The sequence below is a fragment of the Pseudothauera rhizosphaerae genome (assembly GCF_004801305.1).
Classification (GTDB): Bacteria; Pseudomonadota; Gammaproteobacteria; order Burkholderiales; family Rhodocyclaceae; genus Pseudothauera; species Pseudothauera rhizosphaerae.
In genome coordinates this window covers 1-22571 of the sequence record NZ_SSOD01000004.1, presented here as the reverse complement: position 1 = coordinate 22571, position 22571 = coordinate 1, and the positions used below count along the sequence as shown (strand labels likewise).

General features: G+C 66.1%; 20 protein-coding genes, 6 tRNA genes and 1 rRNA gene. 5 read left to right on the top strand and 22 right to left on the bottom strand.

Annotation, left to right across the window (positions count from 1 at the left end; genetic code table 11):
- Nucleotides 1-2: 2 nt before the first annotated feature.
- The 4 genes from ilvB to fdxA all read right to left on the bottom strand — a co-directional run bounded on the left by ilvB (nt 3) and on the right by fdxA (nt 4701).
- A complete protein-coding gene (gene ilvB / locus E6O51_RS05730; RefSeq protein ID WP_136384024.1) occupies nt 3-1670 on the bottom strand; it encodes an acetolactate synthase large subunit in 1668 nt (555 codons plus the stop codon).
- Between the two features lie 248 nt (nt 1671-1918).
- Complete coding sequence (locus E6O51_RS05725; protein ID WP_136384023.1) at nt 1919-3604, bottom strand: long-chain-fatty-acid--CoA ligase; 1686 nt, start codon at nt 3602-3604, stop codon at nt 1919-1921.
- Between the two features lie 212 nt (nt 3605-3816).
- Entirely contained in the window at nt 3817-4269 is a 453-nt protein-coding gene (locus tag E6O51_RS05720) for a CBS domain-containing protein (RefSeq protein ID WP_136384022.1), read from the bottom strand.
- A gap of 108 nt (nt 4270-4377) precedes the next feature.
- Nucleotides 4378-4701 (bottom strand): ferredoxin FdxA, encoded by a 324-nt coding sequence (gene fdxA, locus E6O51_RS05715; RefSeq protein ID WP_136384021.1) that lies wholly within the window; start codon nt 4699-4701, stop codon nt 4378-4380.
- A gap of 266 nt (nt 4702-4967) precedes the next feature.
- On the opposite strand from fdxA, the gene trxA reads away from it, so the two are divergent.
- Together trxA and rho are read left to right on the top strand one after the other, a co-directional pair.
- Nucleotides 4968-5294 carry a thioredoxin TrxA gene (gene trxA / locus E6O51_RS05710; protein WP_136384020.1) on the top strand — a complete coding sequence of 109 codons (327 nt, stop codon included), beginning with the start codon at nt 4968-4970 and terminating at the stop codon, nt 5292-5294.
- A 142-nt stretch (nt 5295-5436) separates the two neighbouring features.
- A complete protein-coding gene (rho, locus tag E6O51_RS05705; RefSeq protein WP_136384309.1) occupies nt 5437-6699 on the top strand; it encodes a transcription termination factor Rho in 1263 nt (420 codons plus the stop codon).
- A gap of 77 nt (nt 6700-6776) precedes the next feature.
- On the opposite strand, the gene E6O51_RS05700 is transcribed toward rho, so the two are convergent.
- The gene (locus E6O51_RS05700) at nt 6777-7631 is read right to left on the bottom strand and encodes a 3-hydroxybutyryl-CoA dehydrogenase (protein WP_136384019.1); all 855 of its coding nucleotides are present in this window, start codon (nt 7629-7631) and stop codon (nt 6777-6779) included.
- Between the two features lie 170 nt (nt 7632-7801).
- Between E6O51_RS05700 and E6O51_RS05695 the strand changes: the two genes are divergently transcribed.
- Complete coding sequence (locus E6O51_RS05695; protein WP_136384018.1) at nt 7802-9118, top strand: TAXI family TRAP transporter solute-binding subunit; 1317 nt, start codon at nt 7802-7804, stop codon at nt 9116-9118.
- A gap of 36 nt (nt 9119-9154) precedes the next feature.
- Here E6O51_RS05695 and E6O51_RS05690 read toward each other — a convergent pair.
- From E6O51_RS05690 to phaC, 13 genes are all read right to left on the bottom strand, one after another.
- A tRNA-Asp gene (locus E6O51_RS05690) sits at nt 9155-9231 on the bottom strand.
- A 63-nt stretch (nt 9232-9294) separates the two neighbouring features.
- Nucleotides 9295-9370 (bottom strand) — tRNA-Glu (locus E6O51_RS05685).
- 8 nt (nt 9371-9378) lie between these two features.
- Nucleotides 9379-9454: transfer RNA gene (locus tag E6O51_RS05680), tRNA-Ala, on the bottom strand.
- 104 nt (nt 9455-9558) lie between these two features.
- Nucleotides 9559-9635, bottom strand: a tRNA-Asp gene (locus E6O51_RS05675).
- A gap of 63 nt (nt 9636-9698) precedes the next feature.
- A tRNA-Glu gene (locus tag E6O51_RS05670) sits at nt 9699-9774 on the bottom strand.
- A 10-nt stretch (nt 9775-9784) separates the two neighbouring features.
- A tRNA-Ala gene (locus E6O51_RS05665) sits at nt 9785-9860 on the bottom strand.
- A gap of 100 nt (nt 9861-9960) precedes the next feature.
- A complete protein-coding gene (locus E6O51_RS05660; protein ID WP_136384017.1) occupies nt 9961-11376 on the bottom strand; it encodes an FAD-binding oxidoreductase in 1416 nt (471 codons plus the stop codon).
- A 3-nt stretch (nt 11377-11379) separates the two neighbouring features.
- Nucleotides 11380-12297, bottom strand: a complete 918-nt coding sequence (rssA, locus tag E6O51_RS05655) for a patatin-like phospholipase RssA (protein WP_136384016.1) — start codon at nt 12295-12297, stop codon at nt 11380-11382.
- A 10-nt stretch (nt 12298-12307) separates the two neighbouring features.
- The gene (gene rimO / locus E6O51_RS05650; protein ID WP_136384015.1) at nt 12308-13639 is read right to left on the bottom strand and encodes a 30S ribosomal protein S12 methylthiotransferase RimO; all 1332 of its coding nucleotides are present in this window, start codon (nt 13637-13639) and stop codon (nt 12308-12310) included.
- 58 nt (nt 13640-13697) lie between these two features.
- Nucleotides 13698-14297 (bottom strand): polyhydroxyalkanoate synthesis repressor PhaR, encoded by a 600-nt coding sequence (phaR, locus tag E6O51_RS05645; RefSeq protein ID WP_136384014.1) that lies wholly within the window; start codon nt 14295-14297, stop codon nt 13698-13700.
- A 128-nt stretch (nt 14298-14425) separates the two neighbouring features.
- Nucleotides 14426-15166 (bottom strand): beta-ketoacyl-ACP reductase, encoded by a 741-nt coding sequence (gene phbB, locus E6O51_RS05640; RefSeq protein ID WP_136384013.1) that lies wholly within the window; start codon nt 15164-15166, stop codon nt 14426-14428.
- Nucleotides 15167-15375: 209 nt separating this feature from the next.
- Nucleotides 15376-16116, bottom strand: a complete 741-nt coding sequence (gene phbB / locus E6O51_RS05635) for an acetoacetyl-CoA reductase (RefSeq protein WP_136384012.1) — start codon at nt 16114-16116, stop codon at nt 15376-15378.
- 118 nt (nt 16117-16234) lie between these two features.
- Nucleotides 16235-17977 carry a class I poly(R)-hydroxyalkanoic acid synthase gene (phaC, locus tag E6O51_RS05630; RefSeq protein WP_136384011.1) on the bottom strand — a complete coding sequence of 581 codons (1743 nt, stop codon included), beginning with the start codon at nt 17975-17977 and terminating at the stop codon, nt 16235-16237.
- 83 nt (nt 17978-18060) lie between these two features.
- Between phaC and E6O51_RS05625 the strand changes: the two genes are divergently transcribed.
- Entirely contained in the window at nt 18061-18282 is a 222-nt protein-coding gene (locus tag E6O51_RS05625; protein WP_136384010.1) for a hypothetical protein, read from the top strand.
- Nucleotides 18283-18314: 32 nt separating this feature from the next.
- Here the strand turns inward: E6O51_RS05625 and pgeF are convergent, their stop codons facing one another.
- Together pgeF and rluD are read right to left on the bottom strand one after the other, a co-directional pair.
- A complete protein-coding gene (gene pgeF, locus E6O51_RS05620; protein WP_136384009.1) occupies nt 18315-19058 on the bottom strand; it encodes a peptidoglycan editing factor PgeF in 744 nt (247 codons plus the stop codon).
- Complete coding sequence (rluD, locus tag E6O51_RS05615) at nt 19055-20017, bottom strand: 23S rRNA pseudouridine(1911/1915/1917) synthase RluD (protein WP_269140097.1); 963 nt, start codon at nt 20015-20017, stop codon at nt 19055-19057. The genes pgeF and rluD overlap by 4 nt, the downstream gene beginning before the upstream one ends.
- Nucleotides 20018-20030: 13 nt before the next feature.
- On the opposite strand from rluD, the gene E6O51_RS05610 reads away from it, so the two are divergent.
- Nucleotides 20031-20828 carry an outer membrane protein assembly factor BamD gene (locus tag E6O51_RS05610; RefSeq protein WP_136384007.1) on the top strand — a complete coding sequence of 266 codons (798 nt, stop codon included), beginning with the start codon at nt 20031-20033 and terminating at the stop codon, nt 20826-20828.
- A gap of 46 nt (nt 20829-20874) precedes the next feature.
- On the opposite strand, the gene E6O51_RS05605 is transcribed toward E6O51_RS05610, so the two are convergent.
- Together E6O51_RS05605 and rrf are read right to left on the bottom strand one after the other, a co-directional pair.
- Nucleotides 20875-22320, bottom strand: a complete 1446-nt coding sequence (locus E6O51_RS05605; RefSeq protein WP_136384006.1) for a mannose-1-phosphate guanylyltransferase/mannose-6-phosphate isomerase — start codon at nt 22318-22320, stop codon at nt 20875-20877.
- Between the two features lie 135 nt (nt 22321-22455).
- A 5S ribosomal RNA gene (rrf, locus tag E6O51_RS05600) occupies nt 22456-22568 on the bottom strand.
- Between the last annotated feature and the right edge of the window lie 3 nt (nt 22569-22571).

Here is a 22571-nt window from a genome sequence, read left to right as displayed (position 1 = left end):
GGTCAGCCTCCGATCATTTCAGTGTTGGCGGCGCCCGGCGGCACCATGGGGTAGACGAACTGCTCGCGGTCGATGGACACGTGGATCAGGCACGGCCCCGGCGTGTGGAGCGCCTGCGCCAACGTGCCGCGCGGGTTGGCGGCGGTGTCCAGGTCCACCGCCGGAATGCCGAAGCCTTCGGCGATCTTCACGAAGTCCGGCGCGCCGCGGTACTTGGACGCGAACACGCGCTTGCCGTAGAAGAGGTTCTGCTGCTGGTACACCAGGCCCAGGGAGTTGTTGTTCATCAGCACGATCTTCACGTTGAGCCATTCCTCGGCCAGCGTGGCAAGCTCCTGGACGTTCATCATCAGGCTACCGTCGCCCGAGAAGCACACCACGGTACGGTCCCGTTCGGCCAGCGCCGCCCCCATCGCCGCCGGCACGCCGAAGCCCATGGTGCCCAGCCCGCCGGAAGTGAGCCACTGGCGCGGACGGCGGAAGGGGTAGGCCTGCGCCACCCACATCTGGTGCTGGCCCACGTCGGTGGCGATCACTGCTTCGTCGTCCAGCGCCGCGGCCACCGCCTGCACCAGGCCGTAATGGGTGCGCGGATCGTCCTGGTTCGCCCACGGCACCGGGAAGCGGCTCTTCAGGCTCTCCACGCGGGACAGCCAGCGCTTGCGCAGGCTCACCTCCACCCGCGGCAGCAGCGCTTCCAGCACCCGGGCCACGTCGCCGTTGATCGCCACGTGGGCCTGGCGGATCTTGTGCAGTTCGGACGGATCCACGTCGATGTGCACGATCTTCGCCTTCGGACAGAACTGGGCGGCCTTGCCGATGGCGCGGTCGTCGAAGCGCGCGCCCACGCACACCAGCAGGTCGGCCTCTTCCAGCACGAAGTTGGTGTGGCGCGCGGCATGCATGCCCAGCATGCCGATGGACAGGGGATGGTCCACGGGCATCGCGCCCAGCGCCATCAGCGTCATCGTGGTCGGCAGCCCGGCCTGCTCGGCCAGCGTCACCGCCTGCTGCGCGGCACCCGAATGGATGACCCCGCCGCCCAGGTAGAGCACCGGTTGTTCGGCTTCGTTGATCAGGCGCGCGGCCTCCGCGATGGCCGCCATGTCGAGCGCCGGCGGCGCATCGGGGGTGGCCGGAGGCGGGAAGTCCTCGCAGGCGACGATCTGGTTCTGCACGTCCTTGGGCACATCCACCAGCACCGGGCCGGGACGGCCGGACATGGCGATGCGGAAGGCCGCCGGAATCACTTCCAGCAGTTCGTCCACCGAACGCACGAGGAAGTTGTGCTTGGTGATCGGCACCGTCATGCCGTAGATGTCCACCTCCTGGAAGGCGTCGGTGCCGATCATGGACAGGGGCACCTGGCCGGTGATGGCCACCATGGGGATGGAATCCAGCCGCGCGTCGGCGATCGCGGTCACCAGATTGGTGGCGCCGGGACCGCTGGAGGCGAAGCACACCGCCGGCACGCCGGACACCCGCGCCATACCCTGGGCCATGAAGCCGGCGCCCTGCTCGTGGCGCGCCAGCACGTGGTGGATCAGCGTGCTGCCGGACAGCGCATCGTACAGCGGCAGGATGGCGCCGCCGGGAATGCCGGCAACGGTGCGAACGCCCTGGCGTTCGAGCAGGCGCACGATCAGTTCGGCGCCGGTCATCTGCTTCATCTTGTTCTCCTGGAACGGTGTGCGACGTCAGGACCGGCGGCAAAAACGAAAACCCCCGCCGGCTTGCGCGCCGACGGGGGTTTGGATTCGGTGACCTGCTGGTTCTGTCCTGACCCGCTACGACGCGCGACCGCCTACGCCTACTACTACGCGTACGGACAGGACTACGGCGAGGGAGCGGAGGAAGCTGGACATTGTTCGGACAGAACGGTCAGTGCCGAGGATGAGAACACGAATCCGGCCGCATTTCAAGCGCCTTGCGCAGAATGCACCGCCTCGTCGCGCAGCGCGCGGCGCAGGATCTTGCCCACGTTGGTCTTGGGCAGTTCCTTGCGGAACTCCACGTGGTGCGGCACCTTGTAGCCGGTCAGGTTCTCGCGGCAGTGGGCGATGACGGCTTCCACGGTGAGCGCGGGATCCTTCTTCACCACGAACACCTTCACCACCTCGCCGCTGCGCTCGTCCGGCACGCCCACCGCGGCCACCTCCAGCACGCCCGGATGGCTGGCGATGACGTCCTCGACCTCGTTCGGATATACGTTGAAGCCCGACACCAGGATCATGTCCTTCTTGCGGTCCACCAGGCGGATGAAGCCCTGCGGGTCCATCACCACGATGTCGCCGGTGCGCAGGAAGCCGTCGGCGGTGAACGCGCGGGCGGTGTCCTCCGGCCGGTTCCAGTAGCCCTTCGTCACCTGGGGGCCGCGCACGCACAACTCGCCGCGCTGGCCCAGCGCCACCTCCTTGCCGTTGTCGTCGCGGATGCTGATGTCGGTGGACGGCACCGGCAAACCGATGGAGTGGTTGAACTCGGCCAGGTCCAGCGGATTGATGGTGACCGCCGGCGAAGTCTCGGTGAGCCCGTAGGCCTCGAACAGCACCTTGCCGGTGACTTTCTTCCATTTCTCCGCCACCACCTGCTGCACCGCCATGCCGCCGCCCAGCGCGATCTTGAAGTGGGAGAGATCGAGCCTGGCGAAGTCCGGATTGTTGAGCAGGGCGTTGAACAGCGTGTTTACCCCGGTGATGACCGTGAACGGGTACTTCGCCAGTTCCTTGACGAAGCCGGGAATGTCGCGCGGGTTGGTGATCAGCACGTTGGTGGCGCCGATCTTGAAGAAGGTCAGGCAGTTCGCGGTGAGGGAGAAGATGTGGTAGAGCGGCAGCGCGGTGATGATGGTCTCTGCGCCCTCCTCCACATAGGGCTTGATCCACGCATGGGCCTGCTGCAGGTTGCCGACGATGTTGCCGTGGGTCAGCACCGCGCCCTTGGCGGTTCCCGTGGTGCCGCCGGTGTACTGCAGATAGGCGACGTCGTCGTGGCCGAGCTCCACCGGCGCGAGCTCATGGCGTGCGCCGCGGGCAAGCACCGTGGCGAAACGCACGTACCCGGGGACGCGCCAGGCCGGCACCATCTTCTTCACGTGGCGCACGACGAAATCGACGATCGCGCCCTTCGGGAAGCCGAGCATCTCCCCCAGACTGGTGACGATTACCGTGCGCACAGGGGCTCGCGGCAGCACGTGCTCCAGCGTGTGGGCGAAATTCTCCAGGATCACGATCGCCTCGGCGCCGGAATCCCGGAGCTGATGCTCCAACTCCCGCGCGGTGTACAAGGGATTGACGTTGACGACCGTATACCCGCCGCGCAGCACACCGAACATGGCGATCGGATACTGCAGGACGTTGGGCATCATCAGCGCCACCCGCGCACCGCGCGGCAGCTTCAGCTCGTGCTGCAGCCAGGCGGCGAAGCGCGCCGACAGGCGATCGAGCTCGGCGTAGCTGATCGACTTGCCCATGTTGATGTACGCGGTACGTTCGCCATACCGCTGCACACCCCGTTCGAACAGATCGACCAGCGAGCGGAACTCGTTCTGGTCGATCTCCGCGGGCACGCCAGGGGGGTAGCTTTGCAGCCAGATCTTGTCCAAGTTGTCTCCTCCTTGTGTTGGAAAATGCCGCATTCCACTGTGTTACGTGGCTGGTGCACCGCCCTCCCGAGGCGAAACGCGCGCCGCGCATGCGGCATCGCGTCTTCCAACGTACTGCTCTTGTCCGTAAGAGGCCCGGACGTATTGTTCTAGTTCTTTACCGCCGGCCGGACGCCCCCCTGCGGCATCCGGCCGGCGTGTTCATCTTCCGCTCAGCCCTGCTCGTCGCTCTCGGCGGGCCAGTTGCGGATGTAGTTCTTCAGCATGCGGTTCTCGAAGCTCTGCTCCTCGAGCACTGCCTTGGCCACGTCGTGGAAGGAGACGACGCCCAGCAGCGTGCCGCCGTCCATCACCGGCAGATAGCGCTGGTGGCGATCCACCATCAGCCGGCGCAATTCGTCCAGTTCCATGTCCGGCGCAGCCGCCAGCGGGTCGCGCAGCATGGCCTGCTCCACCGCCGTGGCCTGCCAGTTGCCACCACCCGCGTGCACGGCACCCAGCACTTCGCGGAAGGTCAGCAGGCCCGCCATGCGCCCGTGGTCGAACACGACCAGGGAACCCACGTCCTGCTCGGTCATGATGGCGACGGCCTCGGCCAAGCTGCGGTTGGGCGCGATGGTATAGAGCACCTTGCCCTTGATGGCGAGAATTTCGCTGACCAGCATCCTGATGTGACCTCGTGATCCGATATTGACGGCGTCGTGCGCCATGTTAGTGCATCGCCGGCGGGACGAAAAGAGTGCGCGGCCGCCGGCCGCGGCCCGGCTTGCCCTCTATTTCTTCAGTTGGTCGAGCTTGCTCTTGACCTTCGCCCACTCCTCGGCGTCGGGCAGCGCATCCTTGCGCTCGACGATTGCAGGCCATTTCTTCGACAGTTCGGCGTTGAGCGCGACGAAATGCTCCTGGCCCGCGGGCACGTCGTCCTCGGCGTAGATCGCCTCCACCGGGCATTCGGCCACGCACAGCGTGCAATCGATGCACTCGTCGGGATCGATGACGAGAAAGTTGGGGCCCTCGCGGAAGCAGTCCACGGGGCAGACGTCCACGCAGTCGGTATACTTGCACCGAATACAGGACTCGGTTACGACGTAAGTCATGTTTTTTCTCCGTCGGGCGTCGTCCAGCGGCACGCCGGGAACGGACGCTTGGCCATCAAATATAGTCCAGGGCATCGCTTTTTTGCCACGCCCCCCGAATCCCGGGGTGAGACTTCGTCCATATTTTGTTGACGGCGGCCCCGGGTTCGCATAACTTTCGCAAAACTCCCAAGCGCGGCCACACTCCTAGCCTCGCTCCTGCGGGCCGTCCCAGGCCCCGATCCCCGACCCGGTTCAGCAACACAGTCCCCCTGATGTGAGGAATCATGAGCGAGCATATCCATTACGTGACCGACGGCAATTTCGAGTCCGAGGTGCTGCAGTCGCAAACGCCCGTGCTGGTTGATTACTGGGCGGAATGGTGCGGTCCGTGCAAGATGATCGCCCCCATTCTCGACGACGTCGCCAAAGAATATGCCGGCAAACTCAAGGTTGCAAAGCTCAACATCGACGAAAACCAGGACACGCCTGCCAAGTTCGGCATCCGCGGCATCCCGACCCTGATGCTGTTCAAGGGCGGCAACGTGGAAGCCACCAAGGTGGGTGCCCTGTCCAAATCTCAACTGACGGCCTTCATTGACAGCAATCTCTGACCCCATCGCGCCGGAACTCGATCCGGCCGCCTCCCGCGACGCCGCCCGGCCTCCCCGCCGCAACAGCCGGCGCCGCGAAGAATCCGCGCCAGCGGCACCCGCCCCCGATCCCATCACCGAAGTCTCGCTTTCATCCCCCGCCATGCATCTATCGGAGTTAAAGGCTCTCCACGTCAGCGAACTGCTGGAGATGGCCGTCGCCAACGAAATCGAGGGCGCCAACCGGCTGCGCAAGCAGGAACTGGTGTTCGCCCTGCTGAAGAATCGCGCCCGGAAAGGCGAACCGATCTACGGTGACGGGGCTCTGGAAGTGCTGCCGGACGGCTTCGGTTTCCTGCGTTCGCCCGAGGCCTCCTACCTGGCCGGCACCGACGACATCTACGTGTCGCCCTCGCAGATCCGCCGCTTCAACCTGCACACCGGCGACACCATCGAAGGCGAGATACGCACCCCGAAGGACGGCGAACGCTACTTCGCGCTGGTCAAGCTCGACAAGATCAACGGCCGTCCGCCGGAAGAGTGCAAGCACAAGATCCTGTTCGAGAACCTCACCCCCCTGCATCCGAACGAGTGCCTGAAGCTCGAGCGCGACATGCGCGGCGAGGAAAACGTCACCAGCCGCATCATCGACATGATCGCGCCCATCGGCAAGGGCCAGCGCGGCCTGCTGGTGGCACCGCCGAAGAGCGGCAAGACGGTGATGCTGCAGCACATCGCCCACGCCATCACCGCCAACCACCCTGACGTGACGCTGATCGTACTGCTGATCGACGAACGCCCGGAAGAAGTCACCGAGATGCAGCGTTCGGTGAAGGGAGAGGTCGTGGCCTCCACCTTCGACGAGCCGGCCACCCGCCACGTGCAGGTCGCCGAGATGGTCATCGAGAAGGCCAAGCGCCTGGTCGAGCACAAATGCGACGTGGTGATCCTGCTCGATTCCCTGACCCGCCTCGCCCGCGCCTACAACACCGTGCAGCCGGCCTCCGGCAAGGTGCTCACCGGCGGTGTGGACGCCAACGCGCTGCAGAAGCCGAAGCGTTTCTTCGGCGCCGCGCGCAACATCGAGGAAGGCGGCTCGCTCACCATCATCGCCACCACGCTGATCGACACCGGCAGCCGCATGGACGACGTGATCTACGAGGAGTTCAAGGGCACCGGCAACATGGAGCTGCACCTGGACCGCCGCATGGCCGAGAAGCGCGTCTATCCGGCGATCAACGTCAACCGCTCCGGCACCCGCCGCGAAGAGCTGCTGATGAAGTCGGACGTGCTGCAGAAGGTGTGGATCCTGCGCAAGCTGCTGTACGGCATGGACGACATCGACGCGATGGAATTCCTGCTCGACAAGGTCCGAGCCACCAAGAGCAACGCGGAGTTCTTCGACGCGATGCGCTCCGGCCGCTGAACGCCCCCCGCCGGGCGTCAAAGGAAAAGCCACCCGCGGGTGGCTTTTCCGTTTTCAGGCCTGCTGCTGCGCGGCCTTCATTTCGAGTAGTCGAAGAACCCCTTGCCGGTCTTGCGGCCCAGGTAGCCGGCCTCCACCATCTCCACCAGCAGCGGTGCCGGGCGGTACTTGGGATCCTTGAAACCTTCGAACAGCACCTGCATCACTGCCAGTTCCACGTCCAGGCCGATCATGTCGCACAGGGCCAGGGGGCCGATGGGGTGGTTGCAGCCCAGCTTCATGGCCTCGTCGATCTCGGCGGCACTGGCCAGCCCCTCGCCGAGGGCGAAGATCGCCTCGTTGATCATCGGGCACAGCATGCGATTGACGACGAAGCCCGGGCTGTTCTTGATCTGCACCGGCGTCTTGCCCACCGCCTTCGACACCGCCTCCACCGCCCCATAGGTCGCATCCGAGGTCTGCAGGCCGCGGATCAGTTCGACCAGCGCCATCAGCGGCACCGGGTTGAAGAAGTGCATGCCGATCACGCGGTCGGGACGGCCGGTGGCCGCCGCCAGCTTGGTGACCGAGATCGACGAGGTGTTGGTGGCGATGATGGCTTCGGGTTTCGCCGCGGCGTCGAGCTGGGCGAAAATCTTGAGCTTGAGTTCGAGATTTTCCGTGGCGGCCTCGATCACCAGGTCGGCGTCGGCCACAGCCTTCACGTCGGTGGAGGTGCCGATGCGGGCGAGCGCCGCAGCCTTCTCGGCTTCGGTCATCTTGTCTTTCTTGATCAGGCGGTCCAGACTGCCGCCGATGGTGGCCAGGCCGCGCTGCAGTGCCGCTTCGGCCACGTCGGTCATCACCACCTCGAAACCGGAGACCGCGAACGCCTGCGCAATGCCGTTGCCCATGGTGCCGGCGCCGACCACGCCGATCTTCCTGATCGTCATCTTGAATCTCTCCTTTGATCGATGAACATGCCGCAGTGGATCCACAGACGACGGAATCCATACCGCAGCGTATGGATTCGAATTTAGCCTATTCGCCCATGTCGCGCCAGCCCTGCGGCCACCGCCGGCGTCGATGGACAACGGGGCCTGCGCCGGGCTAGGCTGACGGCATGACCCTGATCACCTGGCTGCGGCACCAGTCCCGGCCCATGCTCGTTCTCACCCTGCTCGGCATCTTCGCCGGCCTGTTCGCGGCCTTCTGGCTGCTGTTCCATTTCGTCCGCCCGGCACCGCCCAGGACGGTCACCATCGCCGCTGGTACCGAAGGCGGTGCCTATGCGATGTTCGCGGAGCGCTACCGCGCCGCGCTGGCGCGCGAAGGCATCGAACTGGTGATCCGCCCGACTTCGGGTTCGGTCGAGAACCTGCGCCTGCTCAAGACCGACCCGGCCATCGATCTCGGTTTCGTCCAGAGCGGCATCGCCGTGGAGCCGGAATCGGAAGACCTGATGTCCCTCGGCAGCATGTACGTGGAGCCCGTATGGATCTTCCACCGCCTCGGCCAGACCCCGACCCGCCTCACCGAACTCGCCGGCCGCAGGTTGGCGGTCGGCAGTCCGGGAAGCGGCACTCAGTTGTTTGCGCTGCAACTGCTCGCCGCCAGCGGCTTCGCGGTGGACGCGAAGGGGCTGCTCGCGCTGGACGACAACGCCGCAGCCGAAGCGCTGCTGGCCGGCGACATCGACGCCGCCTTCATCGTCGCCGCACCCGAGGCGCCGGTGGTCCAGCGCCTGCTGGAGCGCCCCGAGATCGGCCTGGTGGACCTCGCCCAGGCACCGGCCTTCGCCCGCCGCCTCCCGCATCTGACGCCGCTGACGCTGCCGGCCGGCGCCCTCGATCTGGCCCACGTCAGGCCGGCGCACGATGTCCGCCTGCTGGGGGCGACCGCCGGCCTGGTTGCCCGCCAAGACCTGCATCCGGCCATCGTCAGCCTGCTGCTCCTCGCCGCCCGCGACATCCACGGCCGGCCCGGCCTGTTCCAGCATGTCGGCGAATACCCGCAGGCGGGTGGCCGCGAACTGCCGCTCAGCCCCACCGCGCGGCGCTTCCACGAATCCGGCCCGCCGTTGCTGCAGCGCTACCTGCCTTTCTGGCTCGCGGTCCTCGTGGACCGGCTGCTGGTCTCGCTGCTGCCGGTAGTGGCGCTGCTGATCCCGCTGATGCGCATCACACCGGCGCTCTACGCCTGGCGGATGCGTTCGCGCATCTATCGCTGGTACGGGGAGTTGAAGTTCCTGGAAAGCGACATCGCCCGCCACTTCGAACCGCAGCGGACGGAAGACTATTTCGCCCACCTGGACCGCATCGAGGAGCAGGCCAACCGGCGCAAGGTGCCGCTGGCATTCGCCAACGAGCTGTACACCTTGCGCGAGCACATCCAACTGGTGCGGCGCAGCCTGCTGCGCAAGGCGCAGGGCGGCCACTGAAAGAAAAACGGGAGCCATGTGGCTCCCGTTTTTTGGTGGCGGAGTGGACGGGACTCGAACCCGCGACCCCCGGCGTGACAGGCCGGTATTCTAACCGACTGAACTACCACTCCGCGCTGACCTGCTCCGGCATTGCTGCCGGCTCGCTCACCTGCTCATCGCAGGTTCGCCGTGACTGGCGTCCCCACGGGGATTCGAACCCCGGTTATCGCCGTGAAAGGGCGGTGTCCTAGGCCTCTAGACGATGGGGACCTATTCGTTGGTGGAGGTAAGCGGGATCGAACCGCTGACCTCTTGCATGCCATGCAAGCGCTCTCCCAGCTGAGCTATACCCCCAACAGAGTCGAAGATTATAGCGGCCGGTAAAGGCCACCGCAAGCTTCTCCGGGCTGGCATCTTCTCCCGGAACCACGAATCATGCCGACTTCGCGGGTAATACGTGGCGGAGTGGACGGGACTCGAACCCGCGACCCCCGGCGTGACAGGCCGGTATTCTAACCGACTGAACTACCACTCCGCGCTGACCTGCTCCGGCATCACTGCCGGCTCGCTCACCTGCTCATCGCAGGTTCGCCGTGACTGGCGTCCCCACGGGGATTCGAACCCCGGTTATCGCCGTGAAAGGGCGGTGTCCTAGGCCTCTAGACGATGGGGACCTATTCGGGTTGGTGGAGGTAAGCGGGATCGAACCGCTGACCTCTTGCATGCCATGCAAGCGCTCTCCCAGCTGAGCTATACCCCCGACCGCGAAAGAGCGCGCATTATATGAACACCCCCCTGACCTGTAAAGCGCTCGCCCACACTTTTTTCGCCCATTCGGGAAACAGCGGAGACGACCCGCTTCAAAGCACCTTGCCGGGGTTCATCAACCCCTGGGGATCGAGTGCGGTCTTGACCGCGCGCATCAGGTCGAGCTCCACTTGTGACTTGTAGTGTACGAGTTCCGCACGCTTGAGCTGACCGATGCCGTGCTCCGCCGAAATGGTGCCGTCCAGCCCGTCGACGATGTCGTGCACGATGCGGTTGACGTCGGCGGTGCGAGTGATGAAGGCGACGTTGTCCTCGGCCCGCGGCAAGGACAGGTTGTAGTGCAGGTTGCCGTCGCCCAGGTGGCCGAAGGCGACGATGCGCACGACGGGCCACACGGCTCGCAGCGCGGCTTCGGCTGCGGCGAGGAAGTCGGGGATGCGGCTCACCGGCACCGCCACGTCGTGCTTGATGGCGAAGCCCTCGATCTTCTGCGCTTCCGAGACGTTCTCGCGCAGCGCCCACAGCTCGGCACGCTGGGCGAGGCTGGCGGCCAGCGCCGCATCCTGCACCCAACCGTGGCCGAGCGCCTCTTCCAGCACGCCGCCGAGCAGTTCGTCGAGCACCGCATCGGGGTGCGGATCGCTCAGTTCCACCAGCAACGACCACTCCGGCACCGCGGGCAGCGGCGAACGGGCGCCCGGGATGTGCCGCAGGACGAGTTCCAGCGCGTTGCGCCCGATCAGTTCGAAGGCAGTCAGCCGCTCACCCACGTGGTCGCGCAGGAAACCGAGCAGCGCGACGGCCGCAGCGGGGCCGGTGACAGCGAGCCAGGCTACCGCCTGCGCGCGCGGACACGGGAAAAGCTTCAGCACCGCCGCGCTGATGACGCCCAGCGTCCCTTCGGCGCCGATGAAGAGCTGCTTGAGGTCGTAGCCGGTGTTGTCCTTGCGCAGACCGCGCAGGCCGTCCCACACGCGGCCATCGGGCAGCACCACCTCCAGCCCCAGGGTCAGCTCGCGCATGTTGCCGTAGCGCAGCACGTGCACGCCGCCGGCATTGGTGGAGAGGTTGCCACCGATTTCGCAACTGCCCTGCGAACCCAGCGACAGCGGGAACAGCCGCCCGGCCTCCTCCGCAGCCTGCTGGACCGCCGCGAGCGTGCACCCGGCTTCGGCGATCAGCGTGTTGTTGTCGGCATCCACCGCCCGGATGCGGTTCATGCGCGACAGGCTGAGCAGGACGGAACGCCCGTCGGCCGGCGGCGTCGCCCCGCCGCACAGGCCGGTATTGCCGCCCTGCGGAACGATGGCCACGCCGGCCTCGGCACAGGCGCGCACGACCCGTGCGAGCTCATCCACGTTGCCCGGCTGCACCACGGCCAGTGCACGGCCCCGATAGCGTCGGCGCCAGTCGGTGAAATACGGCTCGGTATCGGCCGCGTCGGTGAGCACGCGCTCCGCGCCCACCGTCGCAGCCAGTGCCTCCAGCAGTTTCACCGCGCCGTCCATCGTTCAGTCCAGCGCCAACGCGTGGCGCAGGGTCGGGCGGGCGCGCTCGGCCGCGGCCCTGCCCTCGGCAATGGCTTCCGTGGCGTGGTCGAAATCCATGATGCCCAGTTGCGCGACGCGCGGCGTGATCAGCACGTCGGCCGGCTCCCCGGCCAGGCGGCTGCGCGCGATGCGCATCTGCATGATGTTGATGCTGGTGGTCAGGATGGTGGCGAGCGAAGGCAGGTCCGGCTCGGTCGCCGCATCGTTGCCGTTGCCCAGTCCGACCATGGCCAGCAGGCGCTGGCTCCATGTGTCGGCAGGCAGTTCGTGCTTTGGCTGGCGACGGCGGGCGCGACCGACCAGGTCGGAGCCGAGATCCACTGCGATCACCACGTCCGCCCCCATGGCGCGGCACAGGGAAACCGGCACCGGGTTGACCAGGCCGCCGTCCACCAGCACCCGCCCGTCGTGCACGGTGGGCGAGATCAGGCCGGGCAGCGCGATCGAGGCGCGCACCGCGTCGGCCACGCTGCCCTGGCGCAGCCATACCTCGCGCCCGGATTCGAGCTCGGTGGCAACGCAGGCGAAGGGAATGGACAGACGCTGGAAGTCGTCGGCGAGGAAATGGCGGGTGCAGTACTGCATGACCTTATCGCCGCGGATCAGCCCGCCCTTGAGGCCGATGTCGAGCATGGACACCACGCCCTGCCAGTCGAGCGATTCGGTCCATTGGGTGAGTTCGGCGAGCTTTCCCGACGCGAACGCCGCGCCGACGAGCGCGCCGATGGAGCAGCCGCACACCAGATCGGGGCGGATGCCCTCCTCCTCGAGCGCGCGCAGCACGCCCAGATGCGCCCACCCACGCGCCCCGCCTCCGCCCAGCGCCACCCCGACGAGGGGGCCGCCGGAACTGCCTCGGGTGGGGGCGAGATCGATCATGAGCTTGGTCTCAATCGATCCGTTCGGCGTAGAGATCGTGCACGTCGCAGTCGGTGATGCGCACCTGCACGAAGTCGCCCGGGGCGAGATCGTCTGCATCCGGGATGATGACCAGTCCGTCGATCTCCGGCGCGTCACCCGGCGAGCGGGCCAGCGCGCCGTCCTCATCCACGTCGTCCACCAGCACGGTCATTTCGCGGCCGATGCGGGCTTCCAGGCGCTGCGTGGAGATGTCCTCCTGGAAGGACATCAGCCGCATGCGACGTTCCTCGCGCACGTCCTCCGGTATCGGGTCGGGCAGCTCGTTGGCGGCAGCCCCCTCCACCGGCGAGTAGGCGAAGGCGCCCACACGGTCGAGGCGGGCCTCGTCGAGGAACTCCAGCAACTGATCGAAATCCTCTTCAGTCTCGCCGGGGAAACCCGTGATGAAGGTCGAGCGGATGGTGAGATCCGGACAGATGCTGCGCCACTTGCGCACGCGCTCGAGCACGTTCTCGGCATTGGCCGGGCGCCGCATGGCCTTCAGGATGCGCGGGCTGGCGTGCTGGAAGGGCACGTCCAGGTAAGGCAGGATTCTGCCCTCGGCCATCAGCGGAATCAGGTCGTCCACGCTGGGATAGGGATAGACGTAGTGCATGCGGATCCAGATGCCCAGTTCGCCCAGCGCCTTGGCCAGATCGAGCAGTTGGGTCTTGACCGGCCTGCCGCCCCAGAAGCCGGTACGGTACTTCACATCCACCCCATAGGCGCTGGTGTCCTGGGAGATCACCAGGATCTCCCTGACGCCGGCCTCCACCAGCGACTCGGCCTCGCGCATGACCTCGTGGATGGGCCGGCTGACCAGGTCGCCGCGCATGGACGGGATGATGCAGAAGGTGCAGCGGTGGTTGCAGCCTTCGGAAATCTTCAGGTAGGCGTAGTGCGGCGGGGTGAGGCGCACACCCTGGGGCGGCACCAGGTCCACGAAGGGGTCGTGCGGCTTGGGCAGGTGCTTGTGCACCGCGTGCATCACGTCCTCGGTGGCGTGGGGGCCGGTGACCGCCAGCACCTGTGGATGGGCGGCGAGCACCACGTCGTCCCTGGCGCCCAGACAGCCAGTGACGATGACCCTGCCGTTCTCGGCCAGCGCTTCGCCGATCGCGTCCAGCGACTCCTCGACCGCCGCATCGATGAAACCACAGGTGTTGACCACCACCAGATCGGCCTCGTCGTAGCTGCCCGATATCTCGTAACCCTCGGCACGCAGACGGGTCAGGATGTGCTCGGAATCGGTTGTGGCCTTGGGACAGCCGAGGGACACGAAGCCCACTCGCGGCATACCCTGGGAAACTCTCTGGTTCATGCTGTTGGGGAAACTCCAGGGGACCGCGAATGCGCGCGGCACCGCCGGGCCGGCCGTCTCAGGACTTGCCTTGCCCCTTGCCGGTGGAGGAAGTCTCTGCGGATTTCTCGTCCTGCCCGGTCTTGTTATAGGTGGGAAACTGGAAACCGGTAAAGATGTTGCGCGTCTGGCTTTCGATCTGTTCCTGCATCTGCTGGAACATTTTCTTGCTCTGCTCGACGTAGGCACCCATCATGCTCTGCATGGCCGGCCCCTGGAAATTGAGGAACTGGGCCCACAGGTCCTGGTTGATGGGGCTGTTCTCGCCGTAAAGCGCGCGTGCCTGTTCCTGCAGTTTGGCCTGCATGTCGGTGAAGGCCTTGATGTTGTTTTCCAGGTACTTGCCCAGCATGCCCTGCATGGCGTTGCCATAGAAACGGATCATGTGCGCGAGCAGGTCGCTGGTGAACATCGGCGCGCCGCCGGCCTCTTCTTCCAGGATGATCTGCAGCAGGATGCTGCGGGTGAGATCTTCGCCGGTCTTGGCGTCCACCACCTGGAAGTCCTCGCTGCCCAGCACCAGTTCCTTCACGTCGGCAAGCGTGATGTAGGAACTGGTGCGGGTGTCATACAAACGGCGATTGGGATATTTCTTGATCAGACGCACTTGCTCGGCCATTTTCGGTCATCTCCTCGGCGGCGGTTTTCCCGCACTCTCATGGTGCGGAATTATACCGCGCTGCGCAATAAAAAACCCCGCCATCGGACGGGGTCGTGCATCGGGGCGCGCATGGCGCCGATGCGGCATCAGCACATGTGCAGGCCGCCGTTGATGTTGATCGTGGCACCGGTGACGTAGCCGGCCAGGTCGGAGGCCAGGTAGGCGCACAGCGCACCGATCTCTTCCGGCTTGCCCAGACGCTTCATCGGCACGGTGTCGATGATGGCCTGGCGGATGTCGTCGCGGATCGCCATGACCATGTCGGTGCCGATGTAGCCGGGGGCGACGGCATTGACGGTGACGCCCTTGGTCGCCAGTTCGGCCGCCAGTGCCTTGGTGAAGCCCAGCACGCCGGCCTTGGCGGTGGAGTAATTGGTCTGCCCGGCCTGGCCCTTGACGCCGTTGACCGAGGAGATGTTGATGATGCGGCCCCAGCCGCGCTCGGCCATCTTCGGCGAAATGTGGTGGGTGACGTTGAACAGGCTGTTCAGGTTGGTGTTGATCACCGCATCCCACTGCGCCTTTTCCATCTTCGGGAAGAACTTGTCGCGGGTGATGCCGGCATTGTTGACCAGCACGTCGATGGGGCCGACTTCGGCTTCGATCTTCTCGACCATCGCCTTGCAGGATTCGTAGTCGGACACGTCGCCCTCGGCGGCGACGAAATCGAAACCGGCGGCCTTTTGCTGGGCCAGCCACTCATCCTTCTGCGGGAAACCCGGCAGACAGTTGGCCAACACCTTGAAGCCGTCCTTGGCCAGAGCCTGGCTGATGGCGGTGCCGAGGCCGCCCATGGCGCCGGTGACGAGCGCGACTTTCTGAGTCATTGTTCGAGTCCTTTTGCTGCAGTTCGATTGAAGCAGGGACGGCGGAGCAAGGCTCGCGGGCGGTCCCTTCCGTAACGTGATGCGGCGCTGCGCAAGCCACCACGCGCACGATTATAAACAGTTTCGTGAGCGAATGTTGCATCGCAAAAAAACGAAGGCGGCGCCCCCGGAACGGGGTGCGCCGCCTTCCTCGTCGCCGCGGGGAGCGGTCAGAACATGTGCTGGCCGCCGTTGATGGAGATGTTGGCGCCGGTCACGAAAGCCGCTTCCTCGGAGGCCAGGTAGGCCACCAGGCCGGCGATCTCTTCCGGCTTGCCGAGCCGGCCGATGGGAATCTGGGGCAGGATCTTGGAATCCAGGATTTCCTGCGGGATCGCCATCACCATCTTGGTACCGATGTAGCCCGGCGAAATCGTGTTCACCGTGACGCCGCTGCGTGCCACCTCCAGCGCCAGGGCCTTGGTGAAGCCGTGCATGCCGGCCTTCGCCGCCGAGTAGTTGGTCTGCCCGAAAGCGCCCTTCTGGCCGTTGACCGAGGATACGTTGATCACACGCCCCCACCTGCGCTCGACCATGCCGTCCATGACCTGCTTGGTCAGGTTGAACACGCTGTCGAGGTTGGTGCTGATCACCGCATCCCAATCCGCCTTGGTCATCTTCCTGAAGGTCATGTCGCGGGTGATGCCGGCGTTGTTCACCAGCACGTCCACCGGCCCGACCTCCCTGGTCACCTGCTCCACGCAGGCCTTCGCGGAATCGAAATCCGACACGTCGCAGGGGTAACCCTTGAAGCCGTAGCCCATGTTGTTCATGGTCTGCAGCCACTCGGCAGCCTTCGTGTTGCCGGGCGAGTGGGTGGTCACCACACGGTAGCCGAGTGCCGCCAGCTTGATGCAGATCGCTTCTCCCAAACCGCCCATGCCGCCGGTTACGAGTGCAATTCTTGACATGGTTTTCTCCTCTCCCAAACTGGGCTCTCCGGGGGGAAGTCGATCTTCCGCGGCAGCGCCCCTCCCGTTACCCGCTGCCGCTCGCCTGTCTTCGTGCTTTTCTTGCGGCGGCCCGCCGTCAGGCCCTCTCCTTCACATAGCGCCCCGGGGCGGGCTCGATGGGTTTGTACCTGGCATTGCCCGCGCGCCCGCGCGCGGCGACCTGCTTGCCGCCATTCCCCCTGAGCCATTCCACCCAGTGCAGCCACCAACTGCCCGGAGCTTCGACGGCGGTTTCCAGCCACTCGTCCGGATCGCTCGCACTCGCGTCGCTTTTCCAGTAGCTGCGCCGGTTCTTGCTCGCCGGGTTGATGGCGCCGGCGATGTGCCCGCTCGCGCCGAGGACGAAGGTGGTCTCGCCGCCGAGCAGGTTGCGCGACAGGTAGGCGCTTTTCCACGGCACGATGTGATCCTCGCGCGCGGCCATCAGGTAGGCCGGCACGTCCACCTTGCCGAGGTCCACCTTGACCCCCTGCATCTTGAGCTTGCCCGGCACGCGCAGGTTGTTCTCCAGGTACATGTTGCGCAGGTACCAGGTCAGGAAGGGGCCGGGCAGATTGGTGCTGTCCGCGTTCCAGTAGAGCAGGTCGAAGGCCTGTGGCTTGTTGCCCTTGAGATAGTTGCCGACCACGTACTGCCATACCAGGTCGTTGGCGCGCAGGGCCGAGAACACGTTGGCCAGTTCCTGTCCCTGGAGCAGCCCGCCCTTGCCGATCGCCGCCTCGCGCGCCGTGACGCTGGCCTCGTCCACCAGGCAGCCCAGTTCGCCGGCATCGGCGAAATCCAGCAGGGTCGTCATCAGCGTCAGGCTGGTCACCGGGTCCTCGCCACACCCCTTGGCGACGGCAAGCGCCGAGGCCAGGATGGTGCCGCCGACGCAGAAGCCGAGCACGTTGGGCTTCTTGACCCGGGTCACCGCGCGCACCACGTCCAGCGCCGCCAGCGGCCCCTTGGCAAGGTAGTCGTCCCAGGTCGCCTGGGATTCCTCCCTCTTCGGATTCTTCCACGAGATCAGGAATACCGTGAAGCCCTGCTCGACCACGAAGCGCACCAGCGAGTTTTCCGGCTGCAGGTCCATGATGTAAAACTTGTTGATGCACGGCGGCACGATCAGCAGCGGCACCTGCGCCACCTTGTCGGTGAGCGGCGCGTACTGGATGAGCTGCATCAGCTCGTTCTCGTAGATCACCGAGCCCGGCGTGAGCGCCAGGTTGCGCCCCACCTCGAAGGCCGCATCGTCGGTCATGGAGATGCGGCCCTTCTCCAGGTCGGAAAGCATGTTCCGGATGCCGCGCGAGATGCTCTCGCCCTTGCTTTCGATGGCGGTACGGATGAACTCCGGATTGGTCGCGGCAAAATTGGTCGGCGCCAGGGCGTCCACGTACTGCCGGGTCAGGAACTGGATGCGGGACTTGGCCCGGCCATCGGCGATCGGCATCTCCTCGGCCACCTGCTGCAGGAAGCCGGCGTTGAGCAGATAGGCCTGGCGCACGTAATCGAATACAGGACTCTCGGACCAGTCGGGGGCGCTGAAACGGCGGTCGCCCGGCGGCGGCTGGACCACCGCCGTCCCCGGCTCGCCCTTCTGGCGCGCAAGCATGGCCGACCACAGTTCGGCGTGCTTCTCGGCGAACTCCTTCTGCAGGCGGGTGAATTGTTCGGCTTCCGGCAGCGGCAGGCTGGGCGCCGCAGTACCGCTGGTGTCCTGCATGGCCGCGTGCTGCTTGGCGAGCACGTCGAAGAACCCCTGCGCCATGGTCTGGCCGAACTGGAGCATGCCCTGCACGATCGCCGCGGGGATCTTTTCACCTGAATCTGACATCCGCCCCTCCTGAGGCATCGTTACGGTGCGCCGCGCATCCTGCCGTCCGGCCCCCGTGCGCGGGCGGCGGTAGAATCGGCGCCATGTACATCGTTGCCATTGCCTGGCTCTACGTGGCCTTGCTCGTCGCCATCGCCAACACTACGGTGGTCGGCGGCGTGCTGACTTTCCTGTTCTTCGGCATCGGTCCGCTGGCGCTCTACCTGTGGCTGTTCGGTACCCCGGCACGTCACCGCGCCGCGGCCAGGCGTGCCGCCGAAGACCCGAGTCACAACGATAGAGCCGATTCGGACGGCAGGCAATAGGCGTCCGCCACGGTGTCGTGACGCATGCGGTCTCACTCCTGCAGCCAGATCAGCGCCGCCATGCGCCCAGTCGTCCCGTCACGGCGATAGGAGAAGAAGCGGGCCGAGTCGGACCAGGTGCAGTATTCCCCGCCGCCGATCCGCGTCACCCCGGCGCCTGCCAGGCGTTGGCGCGCCAGCCCATAGAGGTCGGCGAGCCATTTCCCGGGAGCGCCGGCGCGCACGAAGGCACTGCCGGCCGCGGTGTCGTGGCCAAGGAAAGCTTCGCGCACCTCTCCGCCCACCTCGAAGGCCGTGGGACCGATCGCCGGCCCCAGCCAGGCCTGGATGGACGAAGGCGCAACCGCCATGCGCTCCACCGTGCGTTCCAGCACCCCGGCGCACAGGCCGCGCCAGCCGGCGTGGGCGGCCGCCACCACGGTGCCGTCATCGTCGCAGAACAGCACCGGCAGGCAGTCCGCAGTCATTACCGCGCACACCACGCCCGGACGACGCGCCAGCGCGGCATCCGCCCGCGGCACACCCTGCCCGACGGCCTCGGCCGCATCCACCACGTCCGTGCCGTGTACTTGCTCCAGCCACAGGGGCTCGCTGCCGACGCGGGCGCGGACCCGGGCGCGATTGGCGGCCACGGCGGCCGGATCGTCACCCACGTGGGCGCCGAGGTTGAGTTCGTCGTAGGGCGGGCGACTGACACCGCCGTGGCGCGTGGTCATCAGCGCGCGCACGCGGGCCGGTGCCTGCCAGTCCGGCACGATCCAGTCGCTTACCGTCATGCCCCCTCCGTACGGTGCAGGTCAGCCAACAGGCGCGCGAAGTCCTCCGGCAGCGGCGATTCCCACTCCAGGGCTTCCCTGCTCACCGGATGCAGCAGGCCCAGCCGCCACGCATGCAGGGCCTGGCGGGGAAAGGCGTCGAGCAGCGGATTGCCGCGCCGGCGCGCACCGTAGGTCGCATCGCCGACCAACGGAAAGCCCCTGTGGGCCATGTGTACGCGAATCTGGTGCGTGCGCCCGGTCTCCAGCCGGCACTCCACCAGCGTGCAGTCGGCGAAGCGTTCGCGCACCATGTACTGCGTGGCCGCATCCCGGCCGCCATCGACCACCGCCATGCGGGTACGCTGGGTCGGGTGGCGGCCGATGGGCGCATCGATCCGGCCCGAACCGTTCAACTGTCCGCGCACCAGGGCGAGGTAGCGCCGGCTCACCGTACGCGCCTGGAGCTGGCGGATGAGATCGGTCTGGGCGGCCAGCGTCTTGGCCACCACGAGCAGGCCGGAGGTCTCCTTGTCCAGCCGGTGCACGATGCCCGCCCGCGGCACGCCGGCCAGTTGCGGGGCGTGGTGCAGCAGGGCGTTGAGCAGGGTTCCGCTCCAGTTGCCGCTGCCCGGATGGACGACGAGGCCGGCAGGCTTGTCGATGACCAGGATGTCCGCGTCCTCGTACACCACCGCCAGCGGAATGTCCTCGGCAGCAGCCCCCTGCTCCTCGGGCAGCGGTATCTCTTCCACCTCCAGCCGCTCGCCCCCCGCGACTCGGTGCTTGGCCTCCGGCACGCTACCGTCGAGCCTGATGCGACCCGCCTTCAGCCAGCCCTGCAGCCGGCTGCGCGAGTGCTCGGGGAAGAGCGCCGCCAGCGCCTGGTCCAGGCGCATCCCGGCACAATCCGCGGGAATCGCCAGGACATGACAGGGGGCGTCTTCGTCCTCTGGGCTATAATCGCCGCGTTCACTCACGCGAGAGTTCTCGATGGCTAGGTTCACCCTGCGAAGTTTAGCGGTTATCGGCGCCCTGCTGCTCGGCGGCTGCGGCCTGCTGCCCGAACAGATCGACGAGACGTCCGACTGGAATGCCCAGAAGCTCTATTCCGAAGCCAAGGCGTCGATGATCGAGGGCGGCTATGACCGCGCCATTCAACTGTTCGAGAAGCTCGAAGCGCGCTACCCCTACGGCCGCTACGCCCAACAGGCGCAGATCGAGATCGCCTACGCCTACTACAAGTCCGGCGAGCCGGCGCTGGCGATCACCGCCGCGGACCGCTTCATCCGCCTGCACCCCGATCATCCGAACGTCGATTACGCCTACTACCTGAAGGGGCTGGCGACCTTCAACGAAGACCTCGGCCTGCTCGGCACACTGGCGAACCAGGATCTCTCCGAACGCGATCCCAAGGGTGCGCAGGAATCCTTCGATACCTTCAAGGAACTGGTCGGCCGCTTCCCGGAAAGCCGCTACGCCGACGACGCCCGTCTGCGCATGCAGTACCTCGTCAACGCCCTGGCCAGCCACGAGGTCCACGTCGCACGCTATTACTCCCGCCGCGGCGCGCACGTGGCGGCCATCAACCGCGCGCAGGCGGCGATTTCGAACTATCCGCAGACGCCCGCCGTGGAAGAAGCCTTGTTTCTGCTGATGCGCAGTTACGACGCGCTGGGCATGGCCGACCTGCGCGACGACGCCGAACGCATCCTGCGCAAGAACTTCCCCGACAGCGTGTACTTCGCCGGCGGCCCTGCCGACGACCGCCCGTGGTGGCAGCTTTGGTGAACTTCGGCGCCGGGTGAACGAAGGGGCGGCAACGCCCCTTTTTCATCTAGCCGCGGCCGTAGTAATCCTCCAGGCGAACGATGTCGTCCTCGCCGAGATAACTGCCCGACTGCACCTCGATGATCTCCAGCGGAAGTTTGCCGGGATTTTCCAGGCGATGCGTGACGCCGAGCGGAATATAGGTGGACTCGTTTTCGCCCAGCAGGAAGCATTCTTCGCCGCGTGTCACGCGCGCCGTCCCGCGTACCACGACCCAGTGCTCGGCGCGATGGTGGTGCATCTGCAGGCTCAAGGTCCCGCCCGGCTTCACAACGATGCGCTTGACCTGGAAGCGCTCGCCGGCGTCGATGGCGTCGTAGTAACCCCAGGGGCGATGGATCTTGCGGTGGGCATCGGCCTGGACACGACCTTCGCGCTTGAGCCGGGCGACGACATCCTTGATTCCCTGCGTCGCATCCTTGCCCGCTACAAGCACCGCGTCCGCGGTTTCGACCACGACCAGGTCGGAGACGCCGACGCAGGCCACCAGGCGATCGGTGGCAACCACCATGGACGAGCGCACGCCTTCGGTCAGCACGTCGCCGCGCACGACATTGTCCTGCCCATCCTTGTCCGAGACATCCCACAGCGCGTCCCAGGCACCGACGTCCGACCACCCGGCCGCCATCGGCACGGCGCGAATCCCCACACCGGGATTGGCCGCCCCGGGCAGATGCTCCATGACCGCGTAGTCGACGGAATCGGCCGGGCAGCCCTCGAAACTCGTGCGTTCGACCCGCACGAAATCGGCATCACGCACCGCCGCGGCGAAGGCATCCTTGCAGGCAAGCAGAATGGACGGAGCGAAACGCTCTATCGCATGCAGCCACACCGATGCACGCAGCAGGAAGATGCCGCTGTTCCAGAGATGATTGCCGTCGGCGACATAGCGTGCGGCCGTCTGCTGGTCCGGCTTCTCGACGAAAGCCTCGACCGGGAACGTACCGGAAGCGTCCACCGCGCCGATCCGCAGATAACCGTAGCCCGTCTCCACCCGGGTGGGCTGTATGCCGAAGGTCACCACGTCGCCCACCTCCGCGGCCGGCGCGCCCGCCGCGACGGCACGCGCGAACGCCGCGCCGTCCCGGATCAGATGATCTGCCGGCATCACCAGCAGCAGGGCATCATCCTCGTACGCCAGTGCCGCGAGCGCGGCCAGGGTCAGGGCCGGCGCCGTATTGCGGCCAAACGGTTCCAGCAGGATGTCGCCGCACGGATAACCGCATTCGCGCAACTGCTCCGCCGTGATGAAGCGGTACTCCTCGTTGCAGACCACGATGGGCGTAGGAGAAACCGGCAGCAAGCGGGCGAGATCGGCAATCCGCAGGACCGTCTCCTGCAGCATCGAACGCTCGCCGGCCAGTTGTAGCAATTGCTTGGGATACTGTTCGCGCGACAGCGGCCAAAGCCGCGTTCCCGAGCCTCCGCAGAGTATCACCGGCTGGACCTTCATTGCCTCGTTCCGCCTTTGCTGTGCACTGCAAGGAGCATAGCACCGCGCCTGTGGCGTCTTCAGGGCAAATTCCGCCCCTCTAAATCAAAAACCCCCGCCAGCGGATTGTGCTGGCGGGGGTTTTGGTATGAGTTAGTCTGACGATGACCTACTTTCGCGAGGGGAACCTCACTATCATGGGCGCGTACTCGTTTCACGGACCTGTTCGGGATGGGAAGGGGTGGGACCGAGCAGCTATGGTCGTCAGACTG

Bases quoted from the DNA above. Each gene is read 5' to 3' on its own strand.
- ilvB (WP_136384024.1), bottom strand. From the start codon at position 1,670: ATGAAGCAGATGACCGGCGCCGAACTGATCGTGCGCCTGCTCGAACGC.
- E6O51_RS05720 (WP_136384022.1), bottom strand. From the start codon at position 4,269: ATGCTGGTCAGCGAAATTCTCGCCATCAAGGGCAAGGTGCTCTATACC.
- fdxA (WP_136384021.1), bottom strand. From the start codon at position 4,701: ATGACTTACGTCGTAACCGAGTCCTGTATTCGGTGCAAGTATACCGAC.
- trxA (WP_136384020.1), top strand. From the start codon at position 4,968: ATGAGCGAGCATATCCATTACGTGACCGACGGCAATTTCGAGTCCGAG.
- rho (WP_136384309.1), top strand. From the start codon at position 5,437: ATGCATCTATCGGAGTTAAAGGCTCTCCACGTCAGCGAACTGCTGGAG.
- E6O51_RS05700 (WP_136384019.1), bottom strand. From the start codon at position 7,631: ATGACGATCAGGAAGATCGGCGTGGTCGGCGCCGGCACCATGGGCAAC.
- E6O51_RS05695 (WP_136384018.1), top strand. From the start codon at position 7,802: ATGACCCTGATCACCTGGCTGCGGCACCAGTCCCGGCCCATGCTCGTT.
- E6O51_RS05660 (WP_136384017.1), bottom strand. From the start codon at position 11,376: ATGGACGGCGCGGTGAAACTGCTGGAGGCACTGGCTGCGACGGTGGGC.
- rssA (WP_136384016.1), bottom strand. From the start codon at position 12,297: ATGATCGATCTCGCCCCCACCCGAGGCAGTTCCGGCGGCCCCCTCGTC.
- rimO (WP_136384015.1), bottom strand. From the start codon at position 13,639: ATGAACCAGAGAGTTTCCCAGGGTATGCCGCGAGTGGGCTTCGTGTCC.
- phaR (WP_136384014.1), bottom strand. From the start codon at position 14,297: ATGGCCGAGCAAGTGCGTCTGATCAAGAAATATCCCAATCGCCGTTTG.
- phbB (WP_136384013.1), bottom strand. From the start codon at position 15,166: ATGACTCAGAAAGTCGCGCTCGTCACCGGCGCCATGGGCGGCCTCGGC.
- phbB (WP_136384012.1), bottom strand. From the start codon at position 16,116: ATGTCAAGAATTGCACTCGTAACCGGCGGCATGGGCGGTTTGGGAGAA.
- phaC (WP_136384011.1), bottom strand. From the start codon at position 17,977: ATGTCAGATTCAGGTGAAAAGATCCCCGCGGCGATCGTGCAGGGCATG.
- E6O51_RS05625 (WP_136384010.1), top strand. From the start codon at position 18,061: ATGTACATCGTTGCCATTGCCTGGCTCTACGTGGCCTTGCTCGTCGCC.
- pgeF (WP_136384009.1), bottom strand. From the start codon at position 19,058: ATGACGGTAAGCGACTGGATCGTGCCGGACTGGCAGGCACCGGCCCGC.
- E6O51_RS05610 (WP_136384007.1), top strand. From the start codon at position 20,031: ATGGCTAGGTTCACCCTGCGAAGTTTAGCGGTTATCGGCGCCCTGCTG.
- E6O51_RS05605 (WP_136384006.1), bottom strand. From the start codon at position 22,320: ATGAAGGTCCAGCCGGTGATACTCTGCGGAGGCTCGGGAACGCGGCTT.